Origin of the sequence: Vibrio sp. 1457 (assembly GCF_033340195.1) — a bacterium.
Lineage (GTDB): Bacteria > Pseudomonadota > Gammaproteobacteria > Enterobacterales > Vibrionaceae > Vibrio > Vibrio alginolyticus.
Genome location: NZ_JAWOWA010000022.1, coordinates 55604 through 78217 on the forward strand (window position 1 = coordinate 55604; position 22614 = coordinate 78217).

Sequence of the window (22614 nt, forward strand, 5' to 3'; positions counted from 1 at the left end):
TCATCGCCGCTAAGCTAGCGGCGAGTTTATGTTTAAGCAGGGATCTGCTGCGTAATGCAGTGAATGTTCCCTCCGCCAAGTAAAACCTCTCTCGACGGTATCGCGATGATTTGGTACTCCGGCATCGCGTTTTGCAAAATATCGATCGCCATAGCGTCGGTCTCTTCGTCCAGCATCGGCAAGAACACATGCTCGTTGACGATAAGAAAGTTGGCATAAGAGGCACTTAGGCGTTCGCCAGCTTGTCGACTCATTCCCGAACTGGCGTCAATGCCATTGGCTTCGCGCTCGCTGTAATGCAACGGACCCGGTAATGGCAAACGGACAATTTCAATATTGCGCCCTTTCGCATCGTGCTGAGATTTCAGTACTTGTTCCGCTTGACGAGATAACGCGTATTGCGGATCACTTGGGTCATCGGTCCAACTCAGTACCACCTTACCCGGAGCGATAACGTGCATCAGGTTGTCAACATGGCCGTCTGTTTCGTCATTGAATAAACCATTTGGCAACCAAATGACTTTTTCGATACCGAGATACGCCTTTAACTGCTCTTCAATTTGCGCTTTGCTCAACTGTGGATTTCGCCCCGGACTAAGTAAGCACTCTTCTGTGGTGTAAAGGGTGCCTTCACCATCGGTGTGAATCGCCCCACCTTCAAGTACAAACGGTGCGCGGTAATGATCAATACCGATGATGTCGCACACCGAACCAGCGACAAGATCGTCCTGCTGCCAGTTGTCGTAAAGGCCGTTGTATTCGCCGCCCCACGCGTTGAATTGCCAACTAATCCCACGGCGCTCGCCCGCTTGGTTAACAAGCACGGTCGGCCCGATGTCTCGCATCCACGCATCGTTAAATGGGATTTCCACCAAACGTACATCTGAGTGAAGCATTTGACGCGCTCGGTCAAAGTTGTGCGAGCACACCGCCACACACACTTTGGTCACTTCCGCGATTAAGTTCGCGATTCTGGCGAAGGTTTCTTGCGCGGGTAATGCGTCATCACGCCAATTGTCTTTCCTTTCTGGCCACGCTAGCCAAACTTCACTAACCGGCTGAAACTCAGCCGGAAAATAGAAGCCATCCTGCGCTGGTGTTGTCGATAACTTCATTTTAACGTCTCTTTAAACAGCTAGTTTGCCAACGCTGGTGTAAAGGTCTGGACGACGGTCGCGGAACAAGCCCCACGCGTGACGCGCTTTCGCTGTCGTAGCGAGGTCGATTTCTGCGTAGATGATGGTTTCACCTTCACGCGGTGCTTCGGCAATTTTTGCACCAGTGTGGTCAGTGATAAAAGAAGAGCCGTAGAACGTCGTCTCGATACCATCATCGACTTCAGTGCCCACTCGGTTTGACGCAATCACTGGAACGAGGTTTGCTGCCGAGTGACCTTGCATTGTACGTTGCCAGTGGTCACGTGAATCCAGTGTCGAATCTTGAGGCTCAGAACCGATTGCAGTTGGGTAAAAAATCGCTTCCGCGCCGTGCAGAGCCAAGCTGCGTGCAAGCTCTGGAAACCATTGGTCCCAGCAAATGCCAGCACCGAACTTACCGAACTTGGTTTGCCACACTTTGAAACCGGTATCGCCAGGGCTAAAGTAGTATTTCTCGCTGTAGCCCGGGCCGTCAGGAATGTGTGACTTGCGGTAGTTATCTAATACCGTGCCATCGGCATCTATCATCACTAGCGAGTTAAAAAACGTGTTGCCCGCTTTTTCAAAGTAGCTGACTGGAATAACCACGCCGAGCTCTTTAGCCAACGCACTCATCTCTTTAATAAGACGACAATTCTCCGTTTCTTCTGCAAGCTCGAAATACTTTGCTTCCTGTTTTTTGCAGAAGTAAGGCGCAGCGAACAGCTCTTGCGGAAGAATCACGTTCGCACCGTTTTGTGCTGCTTCACGAATCGCCTTTTTTGCTTTGGCCAAGTTGTCTTCCAGATCCCAGCTTTTCGTCAGTTGAAGGGCTGCAAATTTCACCACTTTGCTCATTGGATATTCCTTATCTCTTAAATCGCCAGTTTGTCACGTAGGTTGTAGTAAGCCGCACCCATTGCCGTAAACGGAATTTGGAAGTGGCGGCCACCTGGGAAGGAGTAATGTTTCAGTGCAGCAAACGCATCGAAACGTTCAGCGTGTCCGGTCAATGCTTCTGCCAGCAACTTACCTGCGAGGTGAGTACACGTTACACCGTGACCGCTGTAGCCTTGTAGGTAGTAAATGTTGTCTGCAAACGAGCCAAATTGCGGCATGCGTGAGTAAGTCAGCAAGAAGTTACCCGTCCAGGTATAATCAATCTTGATGCCTTTCAATTGTGGGAAGACTTTCTCCATCTTCGGACGAATCAATGCTTCAATGTTTTCTGGGTCACGTGCGCCGTAAACCACGCCACCTCCGAATAACAAACGCTTGTCGGCGGTTAAGCGGAAGTAGTCAAGCAAGTAGTTACAGTCTTCAACGCAGTAGTCACTGGTCAGCACTTGTTTTAGCTGCTCATCACTCAAAGGCTGAGTCGCCACCACTTGTGTGCCACACGGAATCGCTTTGTTGCTGATGTTTGGTGCCAACCCACCAAGATACGCGTTACCTGCCAAAACCACGTACTTGCTCTTCACGCTACCTTGCGCCGTTTTGACTACTGGGTTAATCCCTTTGTCAATCGACACGACCGCCGACTGTTCGAAGATTTGGCCACCCAGAGAAATAAACGCAGCGGCTTCACCTAACGCGAGTTTAAGCGGGTGAATGTGACCACCGCGCATATCCAACAAGCCACCAGTGTACACTTTGGTCCCTACCGCTTGTTCTACTTCTCCTGCGTCAAGCAGAGTCAGTTGGTCGTTGCCGTAACGCTCCCAGTTCTTCTTATGCTCTTCTAGCCCTTTGAGTTGTTTACTATTTAGTGCCGTGAACAAACCACCTTGCTTGTAATCACAGTTGATGTCGTATTTGTCGATCAGACCACGGATGATATCGCCGCCTTCAAAAATCATATCGCACAGAGCTTTAGCTTGGTTTTGGTCGTAACGGCTTTCAATCACGTCAACATCTCGACTGTAGCTATTAACGATTTGGCCGCCGTTACGACCAGTTGCCCCAAAGCCCACTTTTGCGCTTTCTAGCACAACAACTTTAAAACCTTTTTCCGCTAGGTGCAGTGCAGAAGAAAGACCAGAGAATCCCGCACCGACTACACACACATCGCACTCGATGTTGTCTTGTAATTGTGTGTATTCCGGCATGTTTGGCACAGAGTGCGCGTAGAACGAATCCGTATGCTTGTTCATAGAACTATTCCTTTATTTATCGTAATCGTCAGCAGGCTTAAGGATGGAGGCGAATCCAAGTGGTTTTGGTTTCGGTGAATTTTTCAATCGCGTGGAGAGACTTGTCTCGACCGTTTCCGCTCATTTTGAATCCACCAAATGGAACCGTCATGTCACCTTCGTTGTAGTTGTTAACCCAAACCGAGCCGGCTTGCAGTCGTTTTGCTACGCGATGAACGCGGTTGATATTGCTACTCCAGAGTGCCGCGCCTAAGCCGTACTTCGAATCGTTAGCGATCTCGATTGCTTGCGCTTCGTCTTTGAATGGAATGACACACAGCACCGGACCAAAAATTTCCTCTTGGGCGACACGCATCTTGTTGTCGACGTTGTCTAAAATGGTTGGGGAAACAAATGCGCCCTGCCCATCGACATCGCCGCCACAACGTACGTTTGCACCTTCTGATTCACCTAACGAGATATATTCCAACACTTTTGATTTATGATCATGGTCGATAAGCGCACCCATGGATGAACTTGGGTCCATTGGGTCTTTTGGCGTGAACGCTTTCGACGCTTGAATAACTTTTTCTATAAACTGCTCTTTGATGCTTTCGTGAACAAGCAGGCGGGTTGCCGCGACGCACACCTCACCTTGGTTGTAGAAACACCCTGCGGCGGTGTCTGCTGCTGCGCGGTCTAAATCATCACAATCTTCAAACACGATGTTCGCGTTCTTGCCGCCCGCTTCTGCAAACACACGCTTTAGGTTGCTCTCACCCGATCTGACCATCAGTTGACCTGCAATGCGCGTCGAGCCTGTGAAGGCGATGCAGTCTACGTCTTGGTGTTTCGCCAGCGCGTCGCCAGCTTCATGACCAAAACCCGTAACGACTTGGAAAACGCCTGTTGGTAAGCCCGCTCGAGAAGCAAGTTGACCTAGGAATATCGCGGTGAGAGAAGATTTTTCTGACGGTTTTAGAATCACGCTGTTACCAGCCGCTAAAGCAGGACCAAGCTTCCAGCACGCAAGCCAAAGGGGGAAGTTCCACGGTACAACCGCAGCAACCACACCAATTGGTTGATGAGAAATAAAAGCGTGTACATCTTTTTCAGTTGGGGCAACTTCGCCGTATACTTTGTCGATTGCTTCTGCGTACCAGCGTAATGCACTCGCCGCGCCAGGAATATCGGTAGAGAAGCTGTGAGAGATAGGTTTACCAGTATCAAGCGTTTCTAGCAGAGCCAATTCTTCTTGGTTTTGATCAATCAAGTCAGCAAACTGTTTAAGCACTGCTTTGCGATGAGCTGGGCTGCTCTCGCTCCACTGACCGGATTGAAATGCTTGGCGAGCGTATGAAACCGCGAGATCAACATCTTCATTTTGGCAACGGGCGATTTCGGTGAATATCTCGTCTGTTGCTGGGTTAACTACCGGGATGGTTTGCCCTGTTAAAGCGGCACTGTATTCACCGTTAATGTACGCCCTGTTTTCGATGTTTAGATTGTTTTTTAGTTCAATCCATTGCTCTTGGGTTTTCATACGCTCTCCTTGTGGTCACACAAGGCAAGCCCCCACTAAAATGTGGTTGGCGTATGCGCACTTATCATTCGACAAGCCTTGTCTGTGTGATTTGTAAATCGATGGGGCTTCGTCGTATCAATAATGTACGACTCGCCCGCTGTTATGACATGAGATTGCCCTTTATATTCCAGAGTGATTTCACCCTCTAATACGGTGCCAATCTCTTCGCCTTCGTGTTTGATTTCTGCCGCACCAGTGGTTCCATAAGGTGCGTATTCCTCGATCAAGAATCCGATGACTTGATCTTTGTCACCATTCGTTACCAGTTTCATGGACACCGTCTCGCTCCCGATTTCCACAAGATCTGACGGCTTGATGACTACTTTCACTTCATCGTTCGAAGGTTGTTCAAAAGTGAAAAACTCTGATAACGATAAAGAAAATACATTAACGATTTTTTGTAGTGAGCTGACCGACGGGCTCACTTTGCCATTTTCAATGGATGAGATTGCACTGTGGGTAATACCAGCGCGCTCGGCTAGTTCCCTTTGTGACAATCCATGTTTTTTTCGTAACTGAACAATATTTTTACCAATCTCTTGATTGTCCATTCATACAGCTCCAAACGTTTAACGAGAGGTAGCCATCATAAATTCATTGAACAAAATTTGAGAGAAATGATTGGTTTTTGCTTCCCATTCTGGGTGCCACTGCACGCCAACGAAAAATTTTTGATTAGGAAGACTAAATGCTTCTACCAAGCCATCCGGGGCTTTAGCTTCTACTTGTAATAGAGGAGCAAGCTGATCGATGCCTTGGTTGTGTAGTGTGTTCACTTCAAAGAAGGTGGTGTTTTCCCAATGATTTTGCACCAGCCATTGTTGAAATAAGCTCTGCTTTTGAACTAGCACAGCGTGTGCTGGCGCGTATTTTTGTTCGAAATCTTCAACAGGCGCTTCACGATGGTCATTGAAGCCGGAGTCATGAACGGCTGGGTTTAACGAGCCACCAAGTGCGACATTCATCTCTTGAAAGCCGCGGCAAATACCAAGGCACGGAATGTTTTGGTCAACCGCATGACGAATTAACGTGAATGAGAGCTCATCACGAGCTTCATCTTTGTAGCTCTCTTCGTGCGTTGCATTGTATCGATGTGGCGCAACGTTAGAGTGGCTGCCAGGAAAAAGAAAACCATCACATATGTCTAGGATGGTGGTTACGTCATCGCCCGACATGTCGGGAGCCAACATAATCGGTAGTCCTCCAAAATCCTTTATGGCGCGAAGGTAAAAGTCATTGACCGCTTGTATCTGATAGCCACCCAACTCTTTAGCGCAGCTAACCACACCAATGATGGGTTTGTGTGTATCTGCCATGATATGTCCATGTTCAATTTATTTAACACAAACCCTACAAACCATGTACAAAATTATCAACACAGATGACCATTATTATCGTCACAACGTGATCTGACGCACTTTTTAGGCTTCAAAACTGAATATTTATGCTCATTATATTGAACAAAACAAAACCAACTGTTACAAAATAGTTAACAGAAAGACATAAGAACCAGCCGTTAAACATCAAAAACACAGTGTAAGTGCATGTTTAAATTAAAAATAACCTAAAAAACAAACAACTCGCTCAGAGTACTGTAATTTATTTGTTAATTTGGTTATTTCTAATTTCTACTCGTCAGGCTATTTGGAGAAGAAAATGGAATCGTATCTACAGGAAGTACAAAATTTTAAACAAAAATGGCCCGATATTGAATTTATCGATCTCATCTTTACCGATATAAATGCCACCCCAAGAGGAAAACGCATCCCGATAGATGCTCTAGAAAAACTGAATAAAGGTGTTGCCCTCCCCCTTTCGACCATCACCCTAGATACCAAAGGTAACGTCGTTGAAACAGCCGGGTTGGGAGAAGATCTCGGAGAACCAGATAACCTCTGCTATCCAATCAGCGGCACCTTAATGCCGACGGCAAAAGAACAAGTTGGTCAGCTACTGCTTAGTATGATGGATGAAACCGGGCAGCACCCTAACCCACTGTTCATCCGAAACATTCTCGCTTCTATATTGCAAACACTGCATGCTAAAGACCAATATCCTTGTGTCGCGCTCGAGCTGGAGTTCTATTTAATAGACAAAACCCGCGGCGAAAATGGCGAACCATTAACGGCAATTAACCCCACGAAAAAAACTCGAGAAAAAGATACCGAGGTTTACGACCTTGATGGACTAGATGACTACGCTGATTTCTTGGCCGACCTTAATCGAACTGCATTAGAACAAGGTTTAAACACTTCCGGAGCCCTATCTGAATCGGCACCAGGGCAGTTCGAAATCAACTTCAACCATTCTAAAGATGTACTTCGAGCATGTGATGAAATCATCATCGCAAAACGCTTGATTCGCCAGGTCGCTCATCAGCACGGATTTGACGCCACATTTATGGCGAAACCTTTTAGTGAGCAAGCGGGTAATGGCATGCACATTCATCTCAGCTTGGTTGATACAGATGGTAACAACCACTTTAGCCAATCAGACGGTCAAGCGAGCGCCTTCTTCTATCAAACCATGGCAGCGATGCTGTCACAAACATCCGATGCCATGGCTCTAATCTGTCCTAACGTTAACTCTTACCGTCGCTTTGTTCCTGGCGCTTACGTCCCAACCAAAGCCGATTGGGGAGAAAACCACCGCGGTGTTGCGTTGCGTGTGCCTATCAGCGATAGCAAAAATCGCCGTATAGAGCATCGTATAGCAGGCGCTGACGTTAACCCATACATTCTCGCTGCAGTAGTACTTTCCGCAGTATTAGCGAGTGAAAGCTACACCAAAGATCAATGTCCACCGACTCTCAGTGATGATGCAATTGAGTTACCTCTGCGTATGTCAGAAGCTCTAGAGCGACTGGAGCACAGTGAGCTGGCTCAATACATCTCAAGAGACTTTATCGATTTGTATCTAGCTTGCAAACAGAGTGAACTCGCAGAATTTGAGCGAGCGATTACTCCATTGGAAATCGACTGGATGTTGCACTCGGCATAAACAAAGGAAATGAACTTTATGACTACGCAGACCAAGGCGCTGGATGCGCCTCTTAAAATCAACTCTCAACACATTATTGTTTCTTTAATCTCGGTTGCGACGTTTGTCTTTTTTACCACAATCGGTTTGAACCATGAGGAAGGCGAAGCCTACGGATGGATGAGTCTTTTACCAACGGCGTTGGTATTGGTCTTTGCGCTGACAACACACCGAACTGTGGAAGCCCTCTTTAGCGGCGCTATTGCCGGTGTTCTTCTGCTTAACCCAACTGAAGCGGTAGAACAGATTGTTGATATTTCCATGAGTGTAATGATGGATGAAACTATTGCTTGGATCATCCTCGTTTGTGGTTTGATGGGCGGCCTAATTGCTATTTTGGAGAAAGGCGGCAGTATCTTGAGCTTCTCCGACATGCTAGTCACGAAAGTAAAAAGCCGTAAGCAATCGATGTTGATGACCTTTGCTTTAGGTATTCTGATCTTTATCGACGATTATTTGAATGCGATTGCAATTTCTTCCTCAATGAAAAAAGTTACGGACGGCTACCAAATCTCGCGTGAAAAACTCTCATATCTTGTGGATTCAACCGCCGCACCTATCTGTATCCTCGTACCAATTTCCACTTGGGCAATTTTCTTCAGTTCTTTGCTAGAAGCAAACGGAGTAGCAGAAGCGGGAGATGGTATCAAAGCATACATTGAAGCTATTCCATACATGGCTTACGGCTGGGTAACGCTGGTGATTGTTTTGCTGGTTGCAATGGAAAAGATCCCAGATCTAGGCGCGATGAAAAAGGCAGAAAAGCGTGCGAAGAATGGTCAAGTTCGTCCAGACGGTGCAACAGATGTCGACTTTGGTCCCGATGTCTCTGCACATACCAACCCAACCATGGGCCTTGTCAACTTCTTGTTACCAATGATCGTACTTGTTGCCGCAAGTTGGTATTTTGGTATCGATCTACTTGCTGGTGTTTTCGTCGCGTTAATCTTTACTATTAGCTTTTACGGCGCACAAAAACTGATCTCGATGAACGACATGTTCGAAGCTGTTTATGATGGCATTAAGGTTATGCTACTGCCGCTTGCGACCGTTATTGGTGGTTTCATGTTGAAATCGGTCAACGACTCATTGGGCGTCACGCAGTATGTCATTGAGACCGTCAGCCCTTACCTGTCAGCGTCTTACTTCCCTGCGATTATCTTTATGATTACGGGCGCGTTGGTATTTGCAACGGCATCGTCTTGGGGAACGTTTGCAGTAGCGATGCCAATTGTTCTACCTTTGGGCGAACAGCTTGGTGTGCCTCTACACTTAACCGTTGCAGCGCTGCTTTCAGCATCAGCGGCAGGGAGCCACTCTTGTTTCTTTAGTGACTCAACCGTGTTATCTGCACAAGGTTCGGGCTGTACAGCAATGCAACACGCAACCACACAGTTTCCTTATGCGTTGATTGGTATTGTTGCAACCGCGATTTTCTTCTTCATCATCGGTTAGCCCCTTTATCTAATTGCAAAACCCTGCTCAAAAATAGCGGGGTTTTGTTCTATCAAGTCAAATAATCCTCTTAAAACGACTTTACGCCCGTTCAGTATAAAAATACTCAAAGATATACAACTGCACTCAATAAGGGTTTGGTAAACCTAATATTTTTGGTTTACGCTTAGCGAAGCGTTTATTGTGTAGCAAGGCAGCTTTTGAGTAACTAAAATGCCGCCTTAATACAGTGTTAACGGTTGGAGAGACATGAAAAAGTTAGCCCATGAGATATGGATATTTGACGGAGATCCCGTCCAATTCTTAGGACTCCCATACACCACTCGTATGACTATTGTTAGGCTTTCTGATGGTGGCCTTTGGGTTCATAGTCCAATTCAGTTATCAAATTCGATTAAAGAGCAAATCAACAATCTAGGCCAAGTGAAATACTTAATCGCTCCTAATCATTTACACCACTTGTTCTTATCTGAATGGGTATTTGCCTACCCTAGCGCAGAAATTTATGGCACAGATGAAGTCATTAAGAAGTGCCGTGATATACACTTTCACGCTTCACTTAACCAAGGCGGTAATGCTTGGAACTCTGAGATTGAACAAGAACTATTTTCTGGCTCTCCATTAATGGAAGAGTGTGTGTTTTATCATCGACCTTCAAAGACCTTAATTGTTACTGACCTCGTCGAGAATTTTTCTGGCCAGGACTTTAACTACTGGCAGCGGTTTGTGGCTAAAGGAGCCGGTATTCTTGCTCCGAATGGAAAAATGCCTTTGGATTGGCGCCTAAGTTTTATGTTTAGCAAACAAGAGGCTCGAAAACACTTAAATAAATTGCTGTCTTGGAAACCTAATATATTGGTTATGGCTCACGGTGAAATCGTCCTTGATAATGCAGACGAGTTCTTACAGCGCTCTTTTAAGTGGCTAGTATGAGACAACATTGAAAACTCACACAACAGAATAGACAAGAAGCTATTTTAAAACATTAGGCCCTTTTAGCTTAGTCTTAGGGACGAATTTACAGCACTACACGTTATGTTTAACGATAAGATTCCCTATTCCTCTTAATTGAGCATTATGCAGCAATTTAAAATTCCGTTAGAATTGCACTTCAAAAACTTCAATGCGAAGAATTCTGGACATTGATACGGACATAAGTTCAAGAGTTAACATAACGCTATAGCAATCTCTTACTAATAATTTGTTTCGAGACATTGGCATACTCCCGAAACAAACCCTTCTACTCTAAAGGTTTTGTTAATAACAGTTGCCATGCTTGTTAGTTATTCTCGTTAAACTCAGTATCTTGAAGTTGTTTGAATATATAAATTTAAAAAAAGAGACATAAGATGCACAAAAAACTCATCATTCTAAGCTTGCCTATTCTATTAGCCGCATGTGCGGCACCAAAGTATACGGTAGAAACAATCTCGAAAGAAAATCAGAGCAAGGAAATCACCATCGTAAAAGACAACGCCACGCGAGATGTTTTCTTAGATTCGATGCAAGACTGGTGTTTGGATACCGCCCATAAATGCACAGTCGTAAGCGACGGCACGCCTCCTGTTAGCTCTGAGCTAACACTTACTTACGTATCACGCTGGAGCTGGGATTTTAGAACATTTATCGCTGATGCTCAGATTAAAGCCTACAAAAATAACGAAAAAGTAGGACAAGTTGAATTTAAAGCACCAAACAGCGCGAATCCAGATAAATGGGGTAAAGACAACAAACGAATCATTTCGATGATGGATTTGTTATTCGGTAAACAAACCGTGAGTGAGGCTCAATCCAAGATTAAGCTGGGCGAAATGTAATGAGCCGAGCAATTGCCCATTTAACCAGCATCATATATTTGTAGATAAAGATAGGAATGTTTAAGTGACTGAAGTCAAAACCATTGGGCTTTTCTTTATAACCGCCATTGCAGAAATATTAGGCTGCTACTTACCTTATCTCTGGTTAAAGGAAGATAAGTCAGTTTGGCTTTTGGTACCAGCAGCGCTATGCCTTGCTATGTTTGCTTGGCTTCTATCTTTACATCCTACCGCTACTGGCAGAGTTTATGCTGCTTACGGTGGTGTCTATATTTTTGTCGCAATTCTATGGTTGTGGTGTATCGACGGCGTTCGACCAACGCTCTGGGACATAGTGGGGGTTTCTGTCGCTATGCTTGGCATGTCAATCGTCATGTTTTCACCCAGAGCATCCTAAACGTAGCCGAGGGAAACCCTTACGCTTAGTATTTTGGCTATGTGCTAGATTTATTGATTAATAACATTATGACGTAATTGCTACATAGCCAAAGTACGCTTGGGCTTCACCCCAAAACAGCGCTATTTATAGGAGATACCAATGAACCATGCAGTGAAGGCAAGATTTGATGAGTATCCAAAACATGTGCGTATTCGGATAGAAGAGCTACGAAATATCGTCTTAACTATCGCTTCTGAATTAAAACTGGGGGAAGTTGAAGAATCTCTAAAATGGGGAGAGCCAAGCTACAGTGTGAAAACAGGTAGCCCGGTAAGGATGGATTGGAAACAGAAAACGCCTAGTCGTTATTATCTGTTCTTTAATTGCCAAACTAAGCTCGTCGACACATTCCGCGAACTGTATAGTGACTCACTTGAGTTTCAGGGTAATCGAGCAATAATTCTATCTTTATCCGCTCCTTTGCCAGAAGCTTCAATCAAGACCTGTTTAGAATTAGCATTAACCTATCAAAAGCGAAAGAACTTACCTCTTTTAGGTATGTAAGATCTCTTAATAAAACTATTTACGGCCGATTAACCATATTCAACTACTATACCTTTGTATCCTTTTTAATGCTTACGCAGTAAAGTTTTAGATTAAGTGGTCACGTTAATAGCGCCGTTACCAAACTAGTAATATCGAAATAAAGAAGAGTTTATGAAATCAAAAATCTTGTTCTTACTTATGCTTGGAGCTCATTTCAATGCTTTTTCAGCGACGAACTATCAAGTCAATGTGGTAGTAACAGAGCCTCAATCAACATTCATTTTTCCGACTTTTGAAATATCCTCTAAAGGAAAAAGCAAAACCAGTTTTGTCGACGGCTGCGCGTACTTAGGAACCCTTTCAGAACCGAGCAAAAATAGCATACAGCTTGAAGCTACCATGTCATGCAACCGAGATGGCGCTACGTCAAGGATGGAAATGCCGGTATTTGTACTCAACTCCGAGGGTCAAAGCGCGAGCTATGATCTTGTAGAAAACGGGGTCGTGATGTGGAAATATTCTGTAGAAGTTAAGCCGTCACTTAAAAAGTGATATATCAGAAATACTAAAGTAACAATCAGCACTATTAACCGCCGCTTAAGTGTAATAGGTATATTCTTTACGACTTAATGACGTTACTTGTTGCCGCAAGTCTCCAACTCATGTACAAAACAGCCCTAATTTTAATAGGAGCTAAGTGGCATGAATTTAATTGTACGTCAGGTAACTTTAGGTGATGCTGAAGGCATTACAAACGTCCTCAATCCCATCATTATTGAAGGTTTATACACTGTATTAGATACGCCTTTCACACCTGAAGAAGAAAAAGAGTTCATTACTCATTTCCCAGAACGGGGCGTGTTTACAGTCGCTTTATCCGAAAATAGCTCACAAGTCATTGGTTTCCAAAATATCGAGCCCTTTGCACAATATACAAAAGCTTTTGACCATGTTGGCATAATTGGTACGTTTGTTAGTGACGGTGCTCGTGGCCAAGGTGTGTCTAAACAGCTTTTCAAATCGACATTCGAAGTAGCCAAACAAAAGGGTTACGAAAAACTATTTGCGTACGTCCGCAGCGATAATGACCGAGCGTTATCAGCCTATCTCAAACAAGGCTTCGAAATCGTAGGGACCGCGAAGAAGCATGCAAAAGTTCGTGGGAAATACGTAGACGAAGTCCTCATTGAGAAGTTTTTGTAGGTGTTAAGCCGCTAAACACTAAGCACGCATATAAGAACATTTGAACCAAGACTCAATTTCCGTCGTAACAATGTCTTTTCTAAAATAGGTTATTTGAAATGAAACTGACCTCGGAAACTGAGTCAAGAATAATAGAAATGGCATGGGAAGACCGCACCCCATTTGAGGCTATCGAATTTCAATTTGGTTTGAATGAATCCGACGTGATTCAGTTTATGCGTAGCCGGCTCAAATCAAGTAGCTTTAAATTGTGGCGTAAAAGGGTTTCGGGGCGCAATACAAAACACAACAAGCTACGAAACTCAGACATCATTAGAGGTTATTGCCCAACTCAATATAAGCCGCGATAGCGAACTGCACTTGGCATAAATTTTTATTACGAATCGCAACATTTATCGCCCTACCTTTGAATCAACTCCATGATTGGAGGGGAATAGTCACCACTTAAATCAACCTAGGTGTTTCAGGGCGATAATAAATTCCATGGGAGTCATATTCAGACGCCATCAAACTAATGATTCCACAGAAAAGATTAATACCAAACGCCCACTAAAAATAACTCAGATTAAGGCGTCATTTAACCCGTGTATCAATCTTCTTTTACCTTCTGTTTAGGCACTAGAATCACTAACCTTCTATTTTATCTTTGAAGGCACAGGCAAAAAGCTGCATGATTAAAAAGGAAAAATAGCTGATAACGGTTTAACAAGCACTCGGAGCTTGGAGGCAATTTTGAACAAATTACTTATGATATTTGCGTTGGTTTCTTTACCTTGCTTGGCCTCTGATGATGTTGAAGATCCCTGCAAAGTAAAAGGCGGTGGCGTTATGGCTGGTTATCAGTGTGTAGAAAAGAAAATGGAATCTGCAGATAAAGAGCTTAACGAAAGTTACAAGGAAGCAATCGCTAGAATAGGTGAGGAAGAAAAAGCACTAAGGAAAACATGGTCTCAGACCGAACTGGTAGAGCCATTTCGAAAGGCCCAAAGAGCTTGGCTAAAATACAGAGACGCCGAATGTGAATTTACGGGCCTGTCTTCCACACCCTCACCCTGGCAAGGTGTCCAGATTGAAGAATGTAAGTTAAGAATGACGTTAGAACGCGTCGAATACTTCAATGGTGTATACGTAGGCTAAACGGATTACATCTAACAAGGCACTTCAATAAGATTCGCAACTCTTGGCAATTTAAGTTTAAATGTACTCTGTGTTTAAGATGCAAGCGTTCAGGTTGTGCGTAAAGCTTATATGGGTGTGAAATAATTATGGAAAAAGACGATTTAGTTGGGCTAGTAGTTAAGTATTTCGAGAAAATAGATGCCGGTGATCCTAGCTATCTGGATCTATTCTCAGAGGATGTTGACTTTTTCTTTCCTAAATTTGGGCAAGCGAAAGGAAAGAGTGCCTTAGTGGAGTTTGGCAATAGGATTAGTAGCTCGTTGATTAGTATCTGGCACGACATAGACGGCTTTCAAATAACGACTGCTGGAAACAAGGTCATTGTTGAAGGACAGGAAGGCGGCGTAATGAGTGATGGTACCTCTTGGCCGGACAACAAAGTTTCCACAGGGCGTTTTTGTAGTGTATTTGAGTTTGAAGGAAAAATGATAAGTCGTATGTTTGTGTACGTAGATCCTGACTTTCCGAGTCGAGATTTTGAGAGAATTTCCGTGCTGTCAGGCGAGAGCAACGTGCGACAAACTGTTCAAGCCTGAATACTACCGTTACCGCATAGCATCTTTGTTATGCGGTAGTATTCGTAGTTAAGGTGTGTTGAGGGCTTTGATATCGCTTTACTCACACCTTATCAGTGCGTTAGCCACATTCCCTTACTGATAGAAATGCTACTTTCTTCAATCGTCCTGTATTATGATAATGAAAAAGATTGCATTAATTTTAAGATTAAAATGAACCAAAAATTTTTTCTAAAACTACTCCCTGTCCCTTTTCTTCTAGCCGGTTGCCAGTCTACGCAAAGCCAGCTACAGCCTATACCTGAAAACGTATTATCAAACCTATCGACTCAATGGGCAGTGTTAGAGGCCTGTTTTCATTCCGATGCTTATAGCTTAGAGCAATCGGTAAACTATCGAGAGGCCATTAACTATTCTTTTTCTACTTGGCTAGTCGATCAGTCCGATATCGATCAGTCGGTAAATGAAGCTCGTGTAGCGTTATCAGAATATCAGTCTCAGAATGATGGTTTAGGAACAACATGTAAGGATTGGCACCTACCCCTAGAATCTGGATTGCGAGAAGTTAACAATCATAAGAATCAAGTGGCGATAGACCAACAGCGAGCACATGAAATACATAAAGCAAACGCTTCTAAACCTGTGACGTATTCAACACCAGCATCTACTTCGACTAGTAATGTTGTTCACTGTTACAAATTGGAAGACGTTAGCTTGAATAAGAACATTCAAACCTTTAATGGAATGATATGCCCTATAGGCTGGCTTAAATATTATGGCTATTAATGTATTTGATTAATACAGGACTTAAGAATGAACTCTAAGTTTAATTTTTAGTTCAAGATTGGGTTTCTTGTTTACAATGTTATGTTTCCAGTTGGATTACCGTATTCGAATAGATTGACGAAGTTAATCAATATATGTGTATTGATGCTTACTTTTTATCGAGTTATCTTTGTTTGATAGCCATTAAAACGAGTAAGGAAACAAAGTGACTGTGTTAACAAAAGGCATACACCACGTAGGTTTAACCGTATCTAACCTAGAAGCAAGCGCGAAGTTTTTCACTGAACAATTAGGTTGGAGTGAAGTAAAAAGAAATCCAGACTACCCGGCAATATTTGTGAGTGATGGGCATATCATGCTTACACTATGGGCGGCTAAGGCTGATGCCGCCACTCCATTTGACAGAAAAACGAATATTGGTTTGCATCACTTAGCTTTACTCGTAGAGACTGAGAAGCAACTCTATGAGTTGCGTGATCAATTTATGGCGTCGGGAATCGAAATTGAGTTTGGTCCCGAGCTTGTTAAAACAGGACCCGCAAAACATTTAATGTGTTACGACCCAAGTGGTATTAGGGTTGAGTTTTTCTGGGCGGGCTCATAAAACAAACATAACAAAGTTTTATAATAGGGATTTGGTACACATGGCATTGTTAGTTTGCACCGCCTTTGGTATTTAAGGTGCTTAGCAGAAGCTTGTGTATCGAATGCCCCTCCCCTCCTACTACAGATTTTGCGACTTACGAGTAAGTCCAAAAGGATAAATGTTATGTATAAAATCGGCGTTGTTTTATTTGATGATTTCACGGATGTCGATTTCTTTCTTATGTATGACTTGCTGGGGCGCACAACCGACAGTTGGACAGTAAGTATACTTGGAACTAAATCTGAACATCATTCCCACCTCGGTATGAAAGTTAAAACAGACGGACACCTTTCTGAGGTGACGAATCAAGATGTCGTTCTTATTACAAGCGGCAAACGGGGTATTCCAGCCGCTTTAAAAGATGCTGAATTTATGTCGGCGTTGAATCTTGATCCAAATAGGCAGCTAATAGGTTCGATTTGTGCGGGATCATTCATCCTCCATGAACTCGGTTTACTAAAAGGCAAGCGATTAACAACAAACCCAGATGCAAAGGCTGTTCTACAAAGTATGGGAGGAGATGTTCAGGATCTGCCTCTCGTGATAGACGGTAATGTAGCGACGGCCGGTGGCTGTCTTTCACTGATGTATCTAATTGGTTGGTTAACAGAACGGCTATTTGACTCAAACAAACGAAAAGCTATACAAAATCAATTGATACCTGCTGGGCAATTAGAGCTATTTGAAGAGCTTATTGCCACAACTATTCAATCAGCAGAGTTAGCAAGCTCGGATAACAAGGCGTTAAATAATCATTCATAACATGTGGTGTTTTACATTACGTTAGTTTTAGTGTTTAGGGTAAGTCACACATCAGTCTTGTGTGACTTACCCTTGAACATAACGCCACTTGGGGAAATTAACTTACAGGGAGTAAATCAATTGGTAAAAATGTACGGTTCTGAAGAGACAAGAGCGTTTTGCTGTAATTGTAAAGAAGTAACGCTACATCGGTACGAAAGCTTCTCTAAAGCGCAGGAAAAGACCGAGAAAAAAGCTAAAGGTTTCTTCTCTGGTCTATTTGCAGCAATAATTAGCTCATTAATGGAAGGCGAAGCGACTGGTGACTACAAATGTACAATATGCGGCACCAATCTTCACACGCCAGATAATTTAGATTAGTAGTCAGTGTCTCTAAAGCCACAGCAAGTGGCACGCAACATAATTTATAGACGGCTCTAGTGGGTTTGAAGTGTATGCACCTTATGCATTGCATTTAGGGTTTTGAGGTTGTGTTGCGGATCAGGTAGTGCGCTTTTATCTTTAACAAGGGGCTAACGCAGAGCAAAAACAAGGGACAAGAAAAGAAGTAGTTTTACTTGAATATCAATGAATTACAGACAAAAAAAAGCCCACCAAAAGGTGGGCTTTTTTAAAATTTGGTGGGTCCGGGCGAACTCGAATCGCCGACCCCTACCATGTCAAGATAGGATGGAAATTATATTTTTTCATTTTATTTTCATAAGGTTACGCATAATTCTCTACGTATTTTATCACTCAAAAAAGCGCTAGTTTGCAAAATGTGCACACTTAAAAATCAACGACTTACGAAAATGAAACTACTGTATTTTACCACCCCAGCAAGTCCAAGTTTTCAAACTCAATTGATATCACAAGTACTATTCATTAGGAGACAGAAAATCTACGGTCAAAAGTTGACTGTATGGGTAACTCGTCCCCTACCCTTGTGACGAAACGGCACAAACTTAAGCTCAACACCGATGTATCAAGCTACTTTTTGCAATCTAATTCGCCACCGCAATCACTAATTTTCTAATTTATCTTTGAAGCCACGGGTAAAAAACTGCAAGATTAACAAATAAAAAACGGCTTGCAGCTGTTTAACAAGCGTTATGTGAGGAGATAGTATGGACCAATTTGTTTGTGAGGCTTGCAGCACATCGTTCTCTTCGAAAGGTAGTAGAAAGCAGCATTATTTAAAGTGTAAAGCATATTTGCTGCAACTATCTCCATCTTTTAAAGCTGATATCCCAGCTAAGAAATATAGAGCTCGTTCCAAAATCAAAGGAACTTATGAATGGGCAATAACGAAGTCCTGTTCTAAAAACTCGCATGAATTAATGTTAGCCTTAGACGAGAAATACACACGTATTGATTTAGAAAAAGAAATCTTGCGTGCGGAACGCAAGATTGCCTTTAATGATTCCGTATCGGAAATGGCAGTAAATCGACAAATAGTCGTATGTCGAGTTCTTAAGAAAAAAATTGAAAGGGATATCAAGAAGCAAGCTGAATTAGATACACAGAAAAAGCAAAAGGCGCAACGTAGACGTGATAAGGCTCAAGGCAGTGCATTGGGTGGTGTATTCGATACGAAGTATAGCCCTTTTGTTTCAGGTGGAGCTCCCGGTTTAGGGAAGCGTGCGTAATTCACATAACAAACTGTTTAAGAGTGATTCGCAACGTGTGGCATTTTTACTATGCGTTGGTTTTAGTGATTAAGGTGGTATGCGGCGGCATCGGCATTGCGCCGCTCACACCTTAATGCGGCGTTATGTGATTTAGGAGAAACTTAGTGAGATTAACTGTTCCAGAATTACAAATTGAAGAGGATGAAGGCTTCTCCTCGGAGAAAGATTTGTTTCATCGAAAGCAATTTGGCGATCGGCTATATAACTTAATCAACAACTCAGATGAAAACCTAGTTTTAGCACTAGATGCTCAATGGGGTGAAGGTAAAAGCACATTCATAAAAATGTGGTCTAGTGAAAATCGCTATAAACAAGAACCGCCGTTAGAAACGATCTATTTTGATGCCTTTGAGAATGACTATCAAAAAGAGCCGTTCTTAGCTTTAGCTTCAGAAATATATGAATTGTTAGAGGATAAAGCTGAAAGTAAGAAAAAAGAGTTTAAAGAAAAAGCAGCGCAAGTGTTTAAAACGTTTAGCCGTGGTGTCATTAAAACTGGTATTCGACTCGGAACAGCAGGTGTTATTGACGGAACAATGCTAGACCAAGCTGAAAAAGACATTTCTACGTTGGTATCTGAACAAGTAGATTCAATAATCTCGTCTAAGTTTGAGAGCTCTAAAGCCGATAAATTGGCTTTGAAAAATTTCAGAGAGTTTCTATCTGATATAGCTCTTAATCATACTCCGGGTAAGCGCATTGTTTTTGTTATTGATGAACTGGATCGTTGTAGACCTGACTTTGCATTAGACCTACTAGAGAATATCAAGCACCTTTTTTCTGTCTCTGGAATAACGTTTTTACTTGTGATGAATCGAAAGCAGTTAGAAGAATCAGTTAAATGCCGATATGGTGAAGGAATTGACTCGGTCACATATTTACAAAAATTCATCAATGTTTGGCTTTCTTTGCCTCGTTCCTCAGGAAAGTATCAGCAGGATGATGGTACTAAGTATCTAAGAACGTCGCTAGATTTGATGTCTGAAGGAAGAAGAATTCATAATGAGACTTCAGCTCAAATGCTTAAATCGCTTGTTAAGCATATAAAACCGTCATTTCGTGATATTGAGAGAATTTTAACCTATTTTGCAATCATCGAGAATTCACGTAATGAAGCTATGAACGAGTTTTACCAAGACATAATGGCGACAGTCTGTTTTATGAAGGTTGTTAATCCAAGAATGTTGGACGCAATAATTGGTAAAAGGGCTAGTGGTCTAGAATTACTGGAGTTTCTTCAGATATCTGAAGGTTCAGATTTTTCTGAAGAATATGCTCTAGAGCATTTAGCTATAGAGATCGAGTTTGATCTGGCTTCAGAAGAACGTAGACAGGAAATACAGCAAAATAATTTGTTAAGTTTCAGGTATGGTCGTACTCCGAATAATGTATTTGACTACTTCTATCAGGAGTTAAATAACATTCAACCCGTACGATAAATCACATAACAATCTGTTTAAGAGTGATTCGCAACGCGTGGCATTTTTATTATGCGTTCAGTGTTTAAGGTGGTATGCGGCGGCTTATGTATTGCGTTGCTCACGCCTTAACAGGGCGTTAGCTAAATAAAATAATAATGAGGTAACTATGGGTTGGAAAGGTACAGTTAGATCTATTAATGCAGCTGCAAAGCGCGCAGATCGAAACGCAAAAAAACGTCAACGTGAAATTGAAAAAAAGCAAAAGCAGTATGCGAAAATGCAAGAACTGGAGCAAGCTGCGTATGAAGTCGACGTTTTTGAAAATCATATAGAAATTGTTCAGTCCATACACAAAGAATGTGGAGATGAAATTAACTGGCATCAAATTTCTTTGTCTAACGAGCCTATAAAACCAGTGTTTTCAAATGTGTTAGAGCAAAAAGCAACGCAGCTAAAAGAAGCATACAAACCTCGCTTCATTGACAAATTGTTTAAGCGAGTCGATTCAAAGTTTTCAGCTTTAAATCTTGCTATAGAATCAGCTAAACAAAAAGACAGTAATAACTATGAAGCTTCACTCAAAACTTGGGAACAGGAGTGTGAAGATTGGGCGGATAGCGTCGAACAGGCAAAGAAAGTATTAGCGGGCTCTCCTGAAGCCAAAATCGAAGTGATTAAAGAAATGAGCCCTTTTAGTGAGCTTGATGCGTTGGGTTCAAGTCTTCACTTGTCCATCTCTGATACATCGTTAGTAACTGTGAATGTACACATTCATGGTGAAGATATCATTCCTAGCGAACAAAAGAGCCTGTTAAAGAGCGGCAAGTTGTCGGTCAAAAAAATGCCTGTAGGCAAGTTCAACGAAATCTATCAGGATTATGTTTGTAGCTCAGTCCTGCGAGTTGCACGTGAGCTGTTTGCAATATTGCCCGATGAATTTGTGGTAATAAATGCAACCGACAAATTGCTTAATAAAGCAACGGGACACTTGGAAGAATCAAATGTTCTTTCGGTGTATATCTCTAGGGCTACGTTAGGTGGGATTAACATGGAAACAATAGACCCTTCCGACTGCATGAAAAACTTTATTCATAATATGTCTTTCAAAAAGACCAAAGGCTTTGAGGCTGTCGAAACAGTGGACGTTGAAGCTGTAGCGTAACTTATTTAGCTAACAAACAATTTAAGAGTGATTCAGCACGCTCGGCATTTTTGGTTTGGGTCTAGTTTAGTGATTACGGCGTCCAATTTGAGTGTTGTGGTAGCGTGCTTCACACCTTAATTGGGCGTTATATGCAATACCAGACAAAGGAATGAAGTACCTATGGAGTTAAAAGTAGACACAGATAATTTTATGCTTCAACAGTAAGTATTTACTGGTGAGATGATTGCATGTATTGCCGAACATTTGGAAAGAGCTGGTATTAAGGGAGCATTCTAAAAGAACTAACTGGTAATATTTCTTTTGAAGTTGCAAGTATGATCGACAGTTCTTCAAGCATTAGCTTTGATGGTGATGAAGCACATCCTTACTTGGCGTTTCTGAGTGGTGACAGTGATAATGAGTTAGTTCATTTGGGAGGTAATTCCACGTGCCATGAAATGGTGTATGGTATTTTAAATGCAATGTTTGAAGACAGCATATAACAAACTGTTCAAGAGGGATTCGCAACGCGTGGCATTTTCACTATGCGTTGGTTTTAGTGTTTAAGGAGGTATGCGGCGGCTCTTGTATTGCGTTGCTCACCCCTTAACAGGGCGTTATTAGCCTGACCAAACAATGAAGCTCATCATAATTTAGATGACTAGTATGCAACAAAGTGTCCACTCTTTGATATTATCTTCGGATAATATACATTTGATACTTAAAGAGACTATATGTCGCAAGAACCTAAAAAAGACTTTGTATTCCGGAAGCATATGTCTATCGGAGAGGTTGATGCGGAAAATGATACAAAGTTTTTACGTGACTGCTTCGTTGATACTGGCGACTACGAGGTCCTTGAAGATACACAATCTTCACAGTGTATAGTCCTTGGTCGAACAGGCTCAGGAAAGAGTGCTCTACTTGAGCGCTTGGAGGAGTGTGAAGAGCAAATCATCAGAATCGAACCTGATGAACTGGCTTTAAAGCATATTTCAAACTCAACAATACTTAGCTTTTTTGAAGAGCTTGGGGTTGATTTAGATATTTTTTATAGCTTGTTATGGCAGCATACTTTTGCAGTTGAACTTATAAAACATAAGTATGGTATTGATACGCCGTGGCTTTGTTGCGTAATTCAGACGAGAAACCAAACCTCCTAAAGTTGAGCGACTTTTATACAATATACTGAGTTTCAG

At 42.6% G+C, this 22614-nt stretch carries 26 protein-coding genes; 20 read left to right on the forward strand and 6 right to left on the reverse strand.

The window, feature by feature from the left end; all coding sequences use genetic code 11:
• Positions 1 to 32 precede the first annotated feature (32 nt).
• The 6 genes from aguA to R7Z41_RS19040 are packed head-to-tail and all read right to left on the reverse strand — an operon-like array spanning position 33 to position 6169.
• Entirely contained in the window at positions 33 to 1115 is a 1083-nt protein-coding gene (gene aguA / locus R7Z41_RS19015; RefSeq protein WP_017633979.1) for an agmatine deiminase, read from the reverse strand.
• A gap of 12 nt (positions 1116 to 1127) precedes the next feature.
• Positions 1128 to 1994 (reverse strand): N-carbamoylputrescine amidase, encoded by an 867-nt coding sequence (aguB, locus tag R7Z41_RS19020; protein WP_206970055.1) that lies wholly within the window; start codon positions 1992 to 1994, stop codon positions 1128 to 1130.
• Between the two features lie 17 nt (positions 1995 to 2011).
• Positions 2012 to 3289 (reverse strand): NAD(P)/FAD-dependent oxidoreductase, encoded by a 1278-nt coding sequence (locus R7Z41_RS19025; protein WP_206970034.1) that lies wholly within the window; start codon positions 3287 to 3289, stop codon positions 2012 to 2014.
• A 37-nt stretch (positions 3290 to 3326) separates the two neighbouring features.
• On the reverse strand, positions 3327 to 4811 hold the full coding sequence (locus R7Z41_RS19030; RefSeq protein ID WP_206970024.1) for an aldehyde dehydrogenase: 1485 nt from the start codon (positions 4809 to 4811) through the stop codon (positions 3327 to 3329).
• A gap of 35 nt (positions 4812 to 4846) precedes the next feature.
• A complete protein-coding gene (gene puuR, locus R7Z41_RS19035) occupies positions 4847 to 5404 on the reverse strand; it encodes an HTH-type transcriptional regulator PuuR (RefSeq protein WP_005377813.1) in 558 nt (185 codons plus the stop codon).
• 18 nt (positions 5405 to 5422) lie between these two features.
• Positions 5423 to 6169, reverse strand: coding sequence for a gamma-glutamyl-gamma-aminobutyrate hydrolase family protein (locus tag R7Z41_RS19040; RefSeq protein ID WP_206970022.1), 747 nt, complete (start codon positions 6167 to 6169; stop codon positions 5423 to 5425).
• A 340-nt stretch (positions 6170 to 6509) separates the two neighbouring features.
• Between R7Z41_RS19040 and R7Z41_RS19045 the strand changes: the two genes are divergently transcribed.
• From R7Z41_RS19045 to R7Z41_RS19140, 20 genes are all read left to right on the forward strand, one after another.
• Complete coding sequence (locus R7Z41_RS19045; RefSeq protein ID WP_206970020.1) at positions 6510 to 7853, forward strand: glutamine synthetase family protein; 1344 nt, start codon at positions 6510 to 6512, stop codon at positions 7851 to 7853.
• A gap of 18 nt (positions 7854 to 7871) precedes the next feature.
• Entirely contained in the window at positions 7872 to 9347 is a 1476-nt protein-coding gene (locus R7Z41_RS19050) for a Na+/H+ antiporter NhaC family protein (RefSeq protein ID WP_005377816.1), read from the forward strand.
• 249 nt (positions 9348 to 9596) lie between these two features.
• Positions 9597 to 10280 carry a DUF4336 domain-containing protein gene (locus tag R7Z41_RS19055; protein WP_206970015.1) on the forward strand — a complete coding sequence of 228 codons (684 nt, stop codon included), beginning with the start codon at positions 9597 to 9599 and terminating at the stop codon, positions 10278 to 10280.
• Between the two features lie 416 nt (positions 10281 to 10696).
• Entirely contained in the window at positions 10697 to 11164 is a 468-nt protein-coding gene (locus R7Z41_RS19060; protein ID WP_005385757.1) for an Sbal_3080 family lipoprotein, read from the forward strand.
• Between the two features lie 64 nt (positions 11165 to 11228).
• Positions 11229 to 11561 (forward strand): YnfA family protein, encoded by a 333-nt coding sequence (locus tag R7Z41_RS19065; protein WP_169686657.1) that lies wholly within the window; start codon positions 11229 to 11231, stop codon positions 11559 to 11561.
• Between the two features lie 141 nt (positions 11562 to 11702).
• Entirely contained in the window at positions 11703 to 12107 is a 405-nt protein-coding gene (locus R7Z41_RS19070) for a DUF1801 domain-containing protein (protein WP_017633973.1), read from the forward strand.
• Between the two features lie 153 nt (positions 12108 to 12260).
• Positions 12261 to 12641, forward strand: a complete 381-nt coding sequence (locus R7Z41_RS19075; RefSeq protein ID WP_047100679.1) for a hypothetical protein — start codon at positions 12261 to 12263, stop codon at positions 12639 to 12641.
• 150 nt (positions 12642 to 12791) lie between these two features.
• Positions 12792 to 13292 carry a GNAT family N-acetyltransferase gene (locus R7Z41_RS19080; RefSeq protein WP_137281925.1) on the forward strand — a complete coding sequence of 167 codons (501 nt, stop codon included), beginning with the start codon at positions 12792 to 12794 and terminating at the stop codon, positions 13290 to 13292.
• A 98-nt stretch (positions 13293 to 13390) separates the two neighbouring features.
• On the forward strand, positions 13391 to 13642 hold the full coding sequence (locus R7Z41_RS19085) for a TIGR03643 family protein (RefSeq protein ID WP_005377824.1): 252 nt from the start codon (positions 13391 to 13393) through the stop codon (positions 13640 to 13642).
• A gap of 397 nt (positions 13643 to 14039) precedes the next feature.
• A complete protein-coding gene (locus R7Z41_RS19090; RefSeq protein ID WP_064368196.1) occupies positions 14040 to 14429 on the forward strand; it encodes a lysozyme inhibitor LprI family protein in 390 nt (129 codons plus the stop codon).
• Between the two features lie 128 nt (positions 14430 to 14557).
• On the forward strand, positions 14558 to 15007 hold the full coding sequence (locus R7Z41_RS19095) for a nuclear transport factor 2 family protein (protein ID WP_182016189.1): 450 nt from the start codon (positions 14558 to 14560) through the stop codon (positions 15005 to 15007).
• Between the two features lie 192 nt (positions 15008 to 15199).
• Positions 15200 to 15772 (forward strand): hypothetical protein, encoded by a 573-nt coding sequence (locus R7Z41_RS19100; protein WP_225477412.1) that lies wholly within the window; start codon positions 15200 to 15202, stop codon positions 15770 to 15772.
• A gap of 205 nt (positions 15773 to 15977) precedes the next feature.
• Positions 15978 to 16376: a VOC family protein gene (locus R7Z41_RS19105; RefSeq protein WP_031780991.1), complete on the forward strand. Its 399-nt coding sequence runs from the start codon at positions 15978 to 15980 to the stop codon at positions 16374 to 16376.
• Between the two features lie 165 nt (positions 16377 to 16541).
• Complete coding sequence (locus R7Z41_RS19110) at positions 16542 to 17180, forward strand: DJ-1/PfpI family protein (protein WP_054574092.1); 639 nt, start codon at positions 16542 to 16544, stop codon at positions 17178 to 17180.
• Positions 17181 to 17309: 129 nt separating this feature from the next.
• Positions 17310 to 17540: a hypothetical protein gene (locus R7Z41_RS19115; protein WP_017820907.1), complete on the forward strand. Its 231-nt coding sequence runs from the start codon at positions 17310 to 17312 to the stop codon at positions 17538 to 17540.
• Positions 17541 to 18286: 746 nt separating this feature from the next.
• A complete protein-coding gene (locus R7Z41_RS19120; RefSeq protein ID WP_031781253.1) occupies positions 18287 to 18808 on the forward strand; it encodes a hypothetical protein in 522 nt (173 codons plus the stop codon).
• A gap of 146 nt (positions 18809 to 18954) precedes the next feature.
• Entirely contained in the window at positions 18955 to 20289 is a 1335-nt protein-coding gene (locus tag R7Z41_RS19125) for a P-loop NTPase fold protein (protein ID WP_238952301.1), read from the forward strand.
• Positions 20290 to 20437: 148 nt separating this feature from the next.
• Positions 20438 to 21433 (forward strand): hypothetical protein, encoded by a 996-nt coding sequence (locus tag R7Z41_RS19130; protein ID WP_171343239.1) that lies wholly within the window; start codon positions 20438 to 20440, stop codon positions 21431 to 21433.
• Positions 21434 to 21750: 317 nt separating this feature from the next.
• Positions 21751 to 21918: a hypothetical protein gene (locus tag R7Z41_RS19135; RefSeq protein ID WP_193621679.1), complete on the forward strand. Its 168-nt coding sequence runs from the start codon at positions 21751 to 21753 to the stop codon at positions 21916 to 21918.
• 231 nt (positions 21919 to 22149) lie between these two features.
• A complete protein-coding gene (locus tag R7Z41_RS19140) occupies positions 22150 to 22578 on the forward strand; it encodes a hypothetical protein (protein ID WP_318136397.1) in 429 nt (142 codons plus the stop codon).
• Positions 22579 to 22614: the final 36 nt, after the last annotated feature.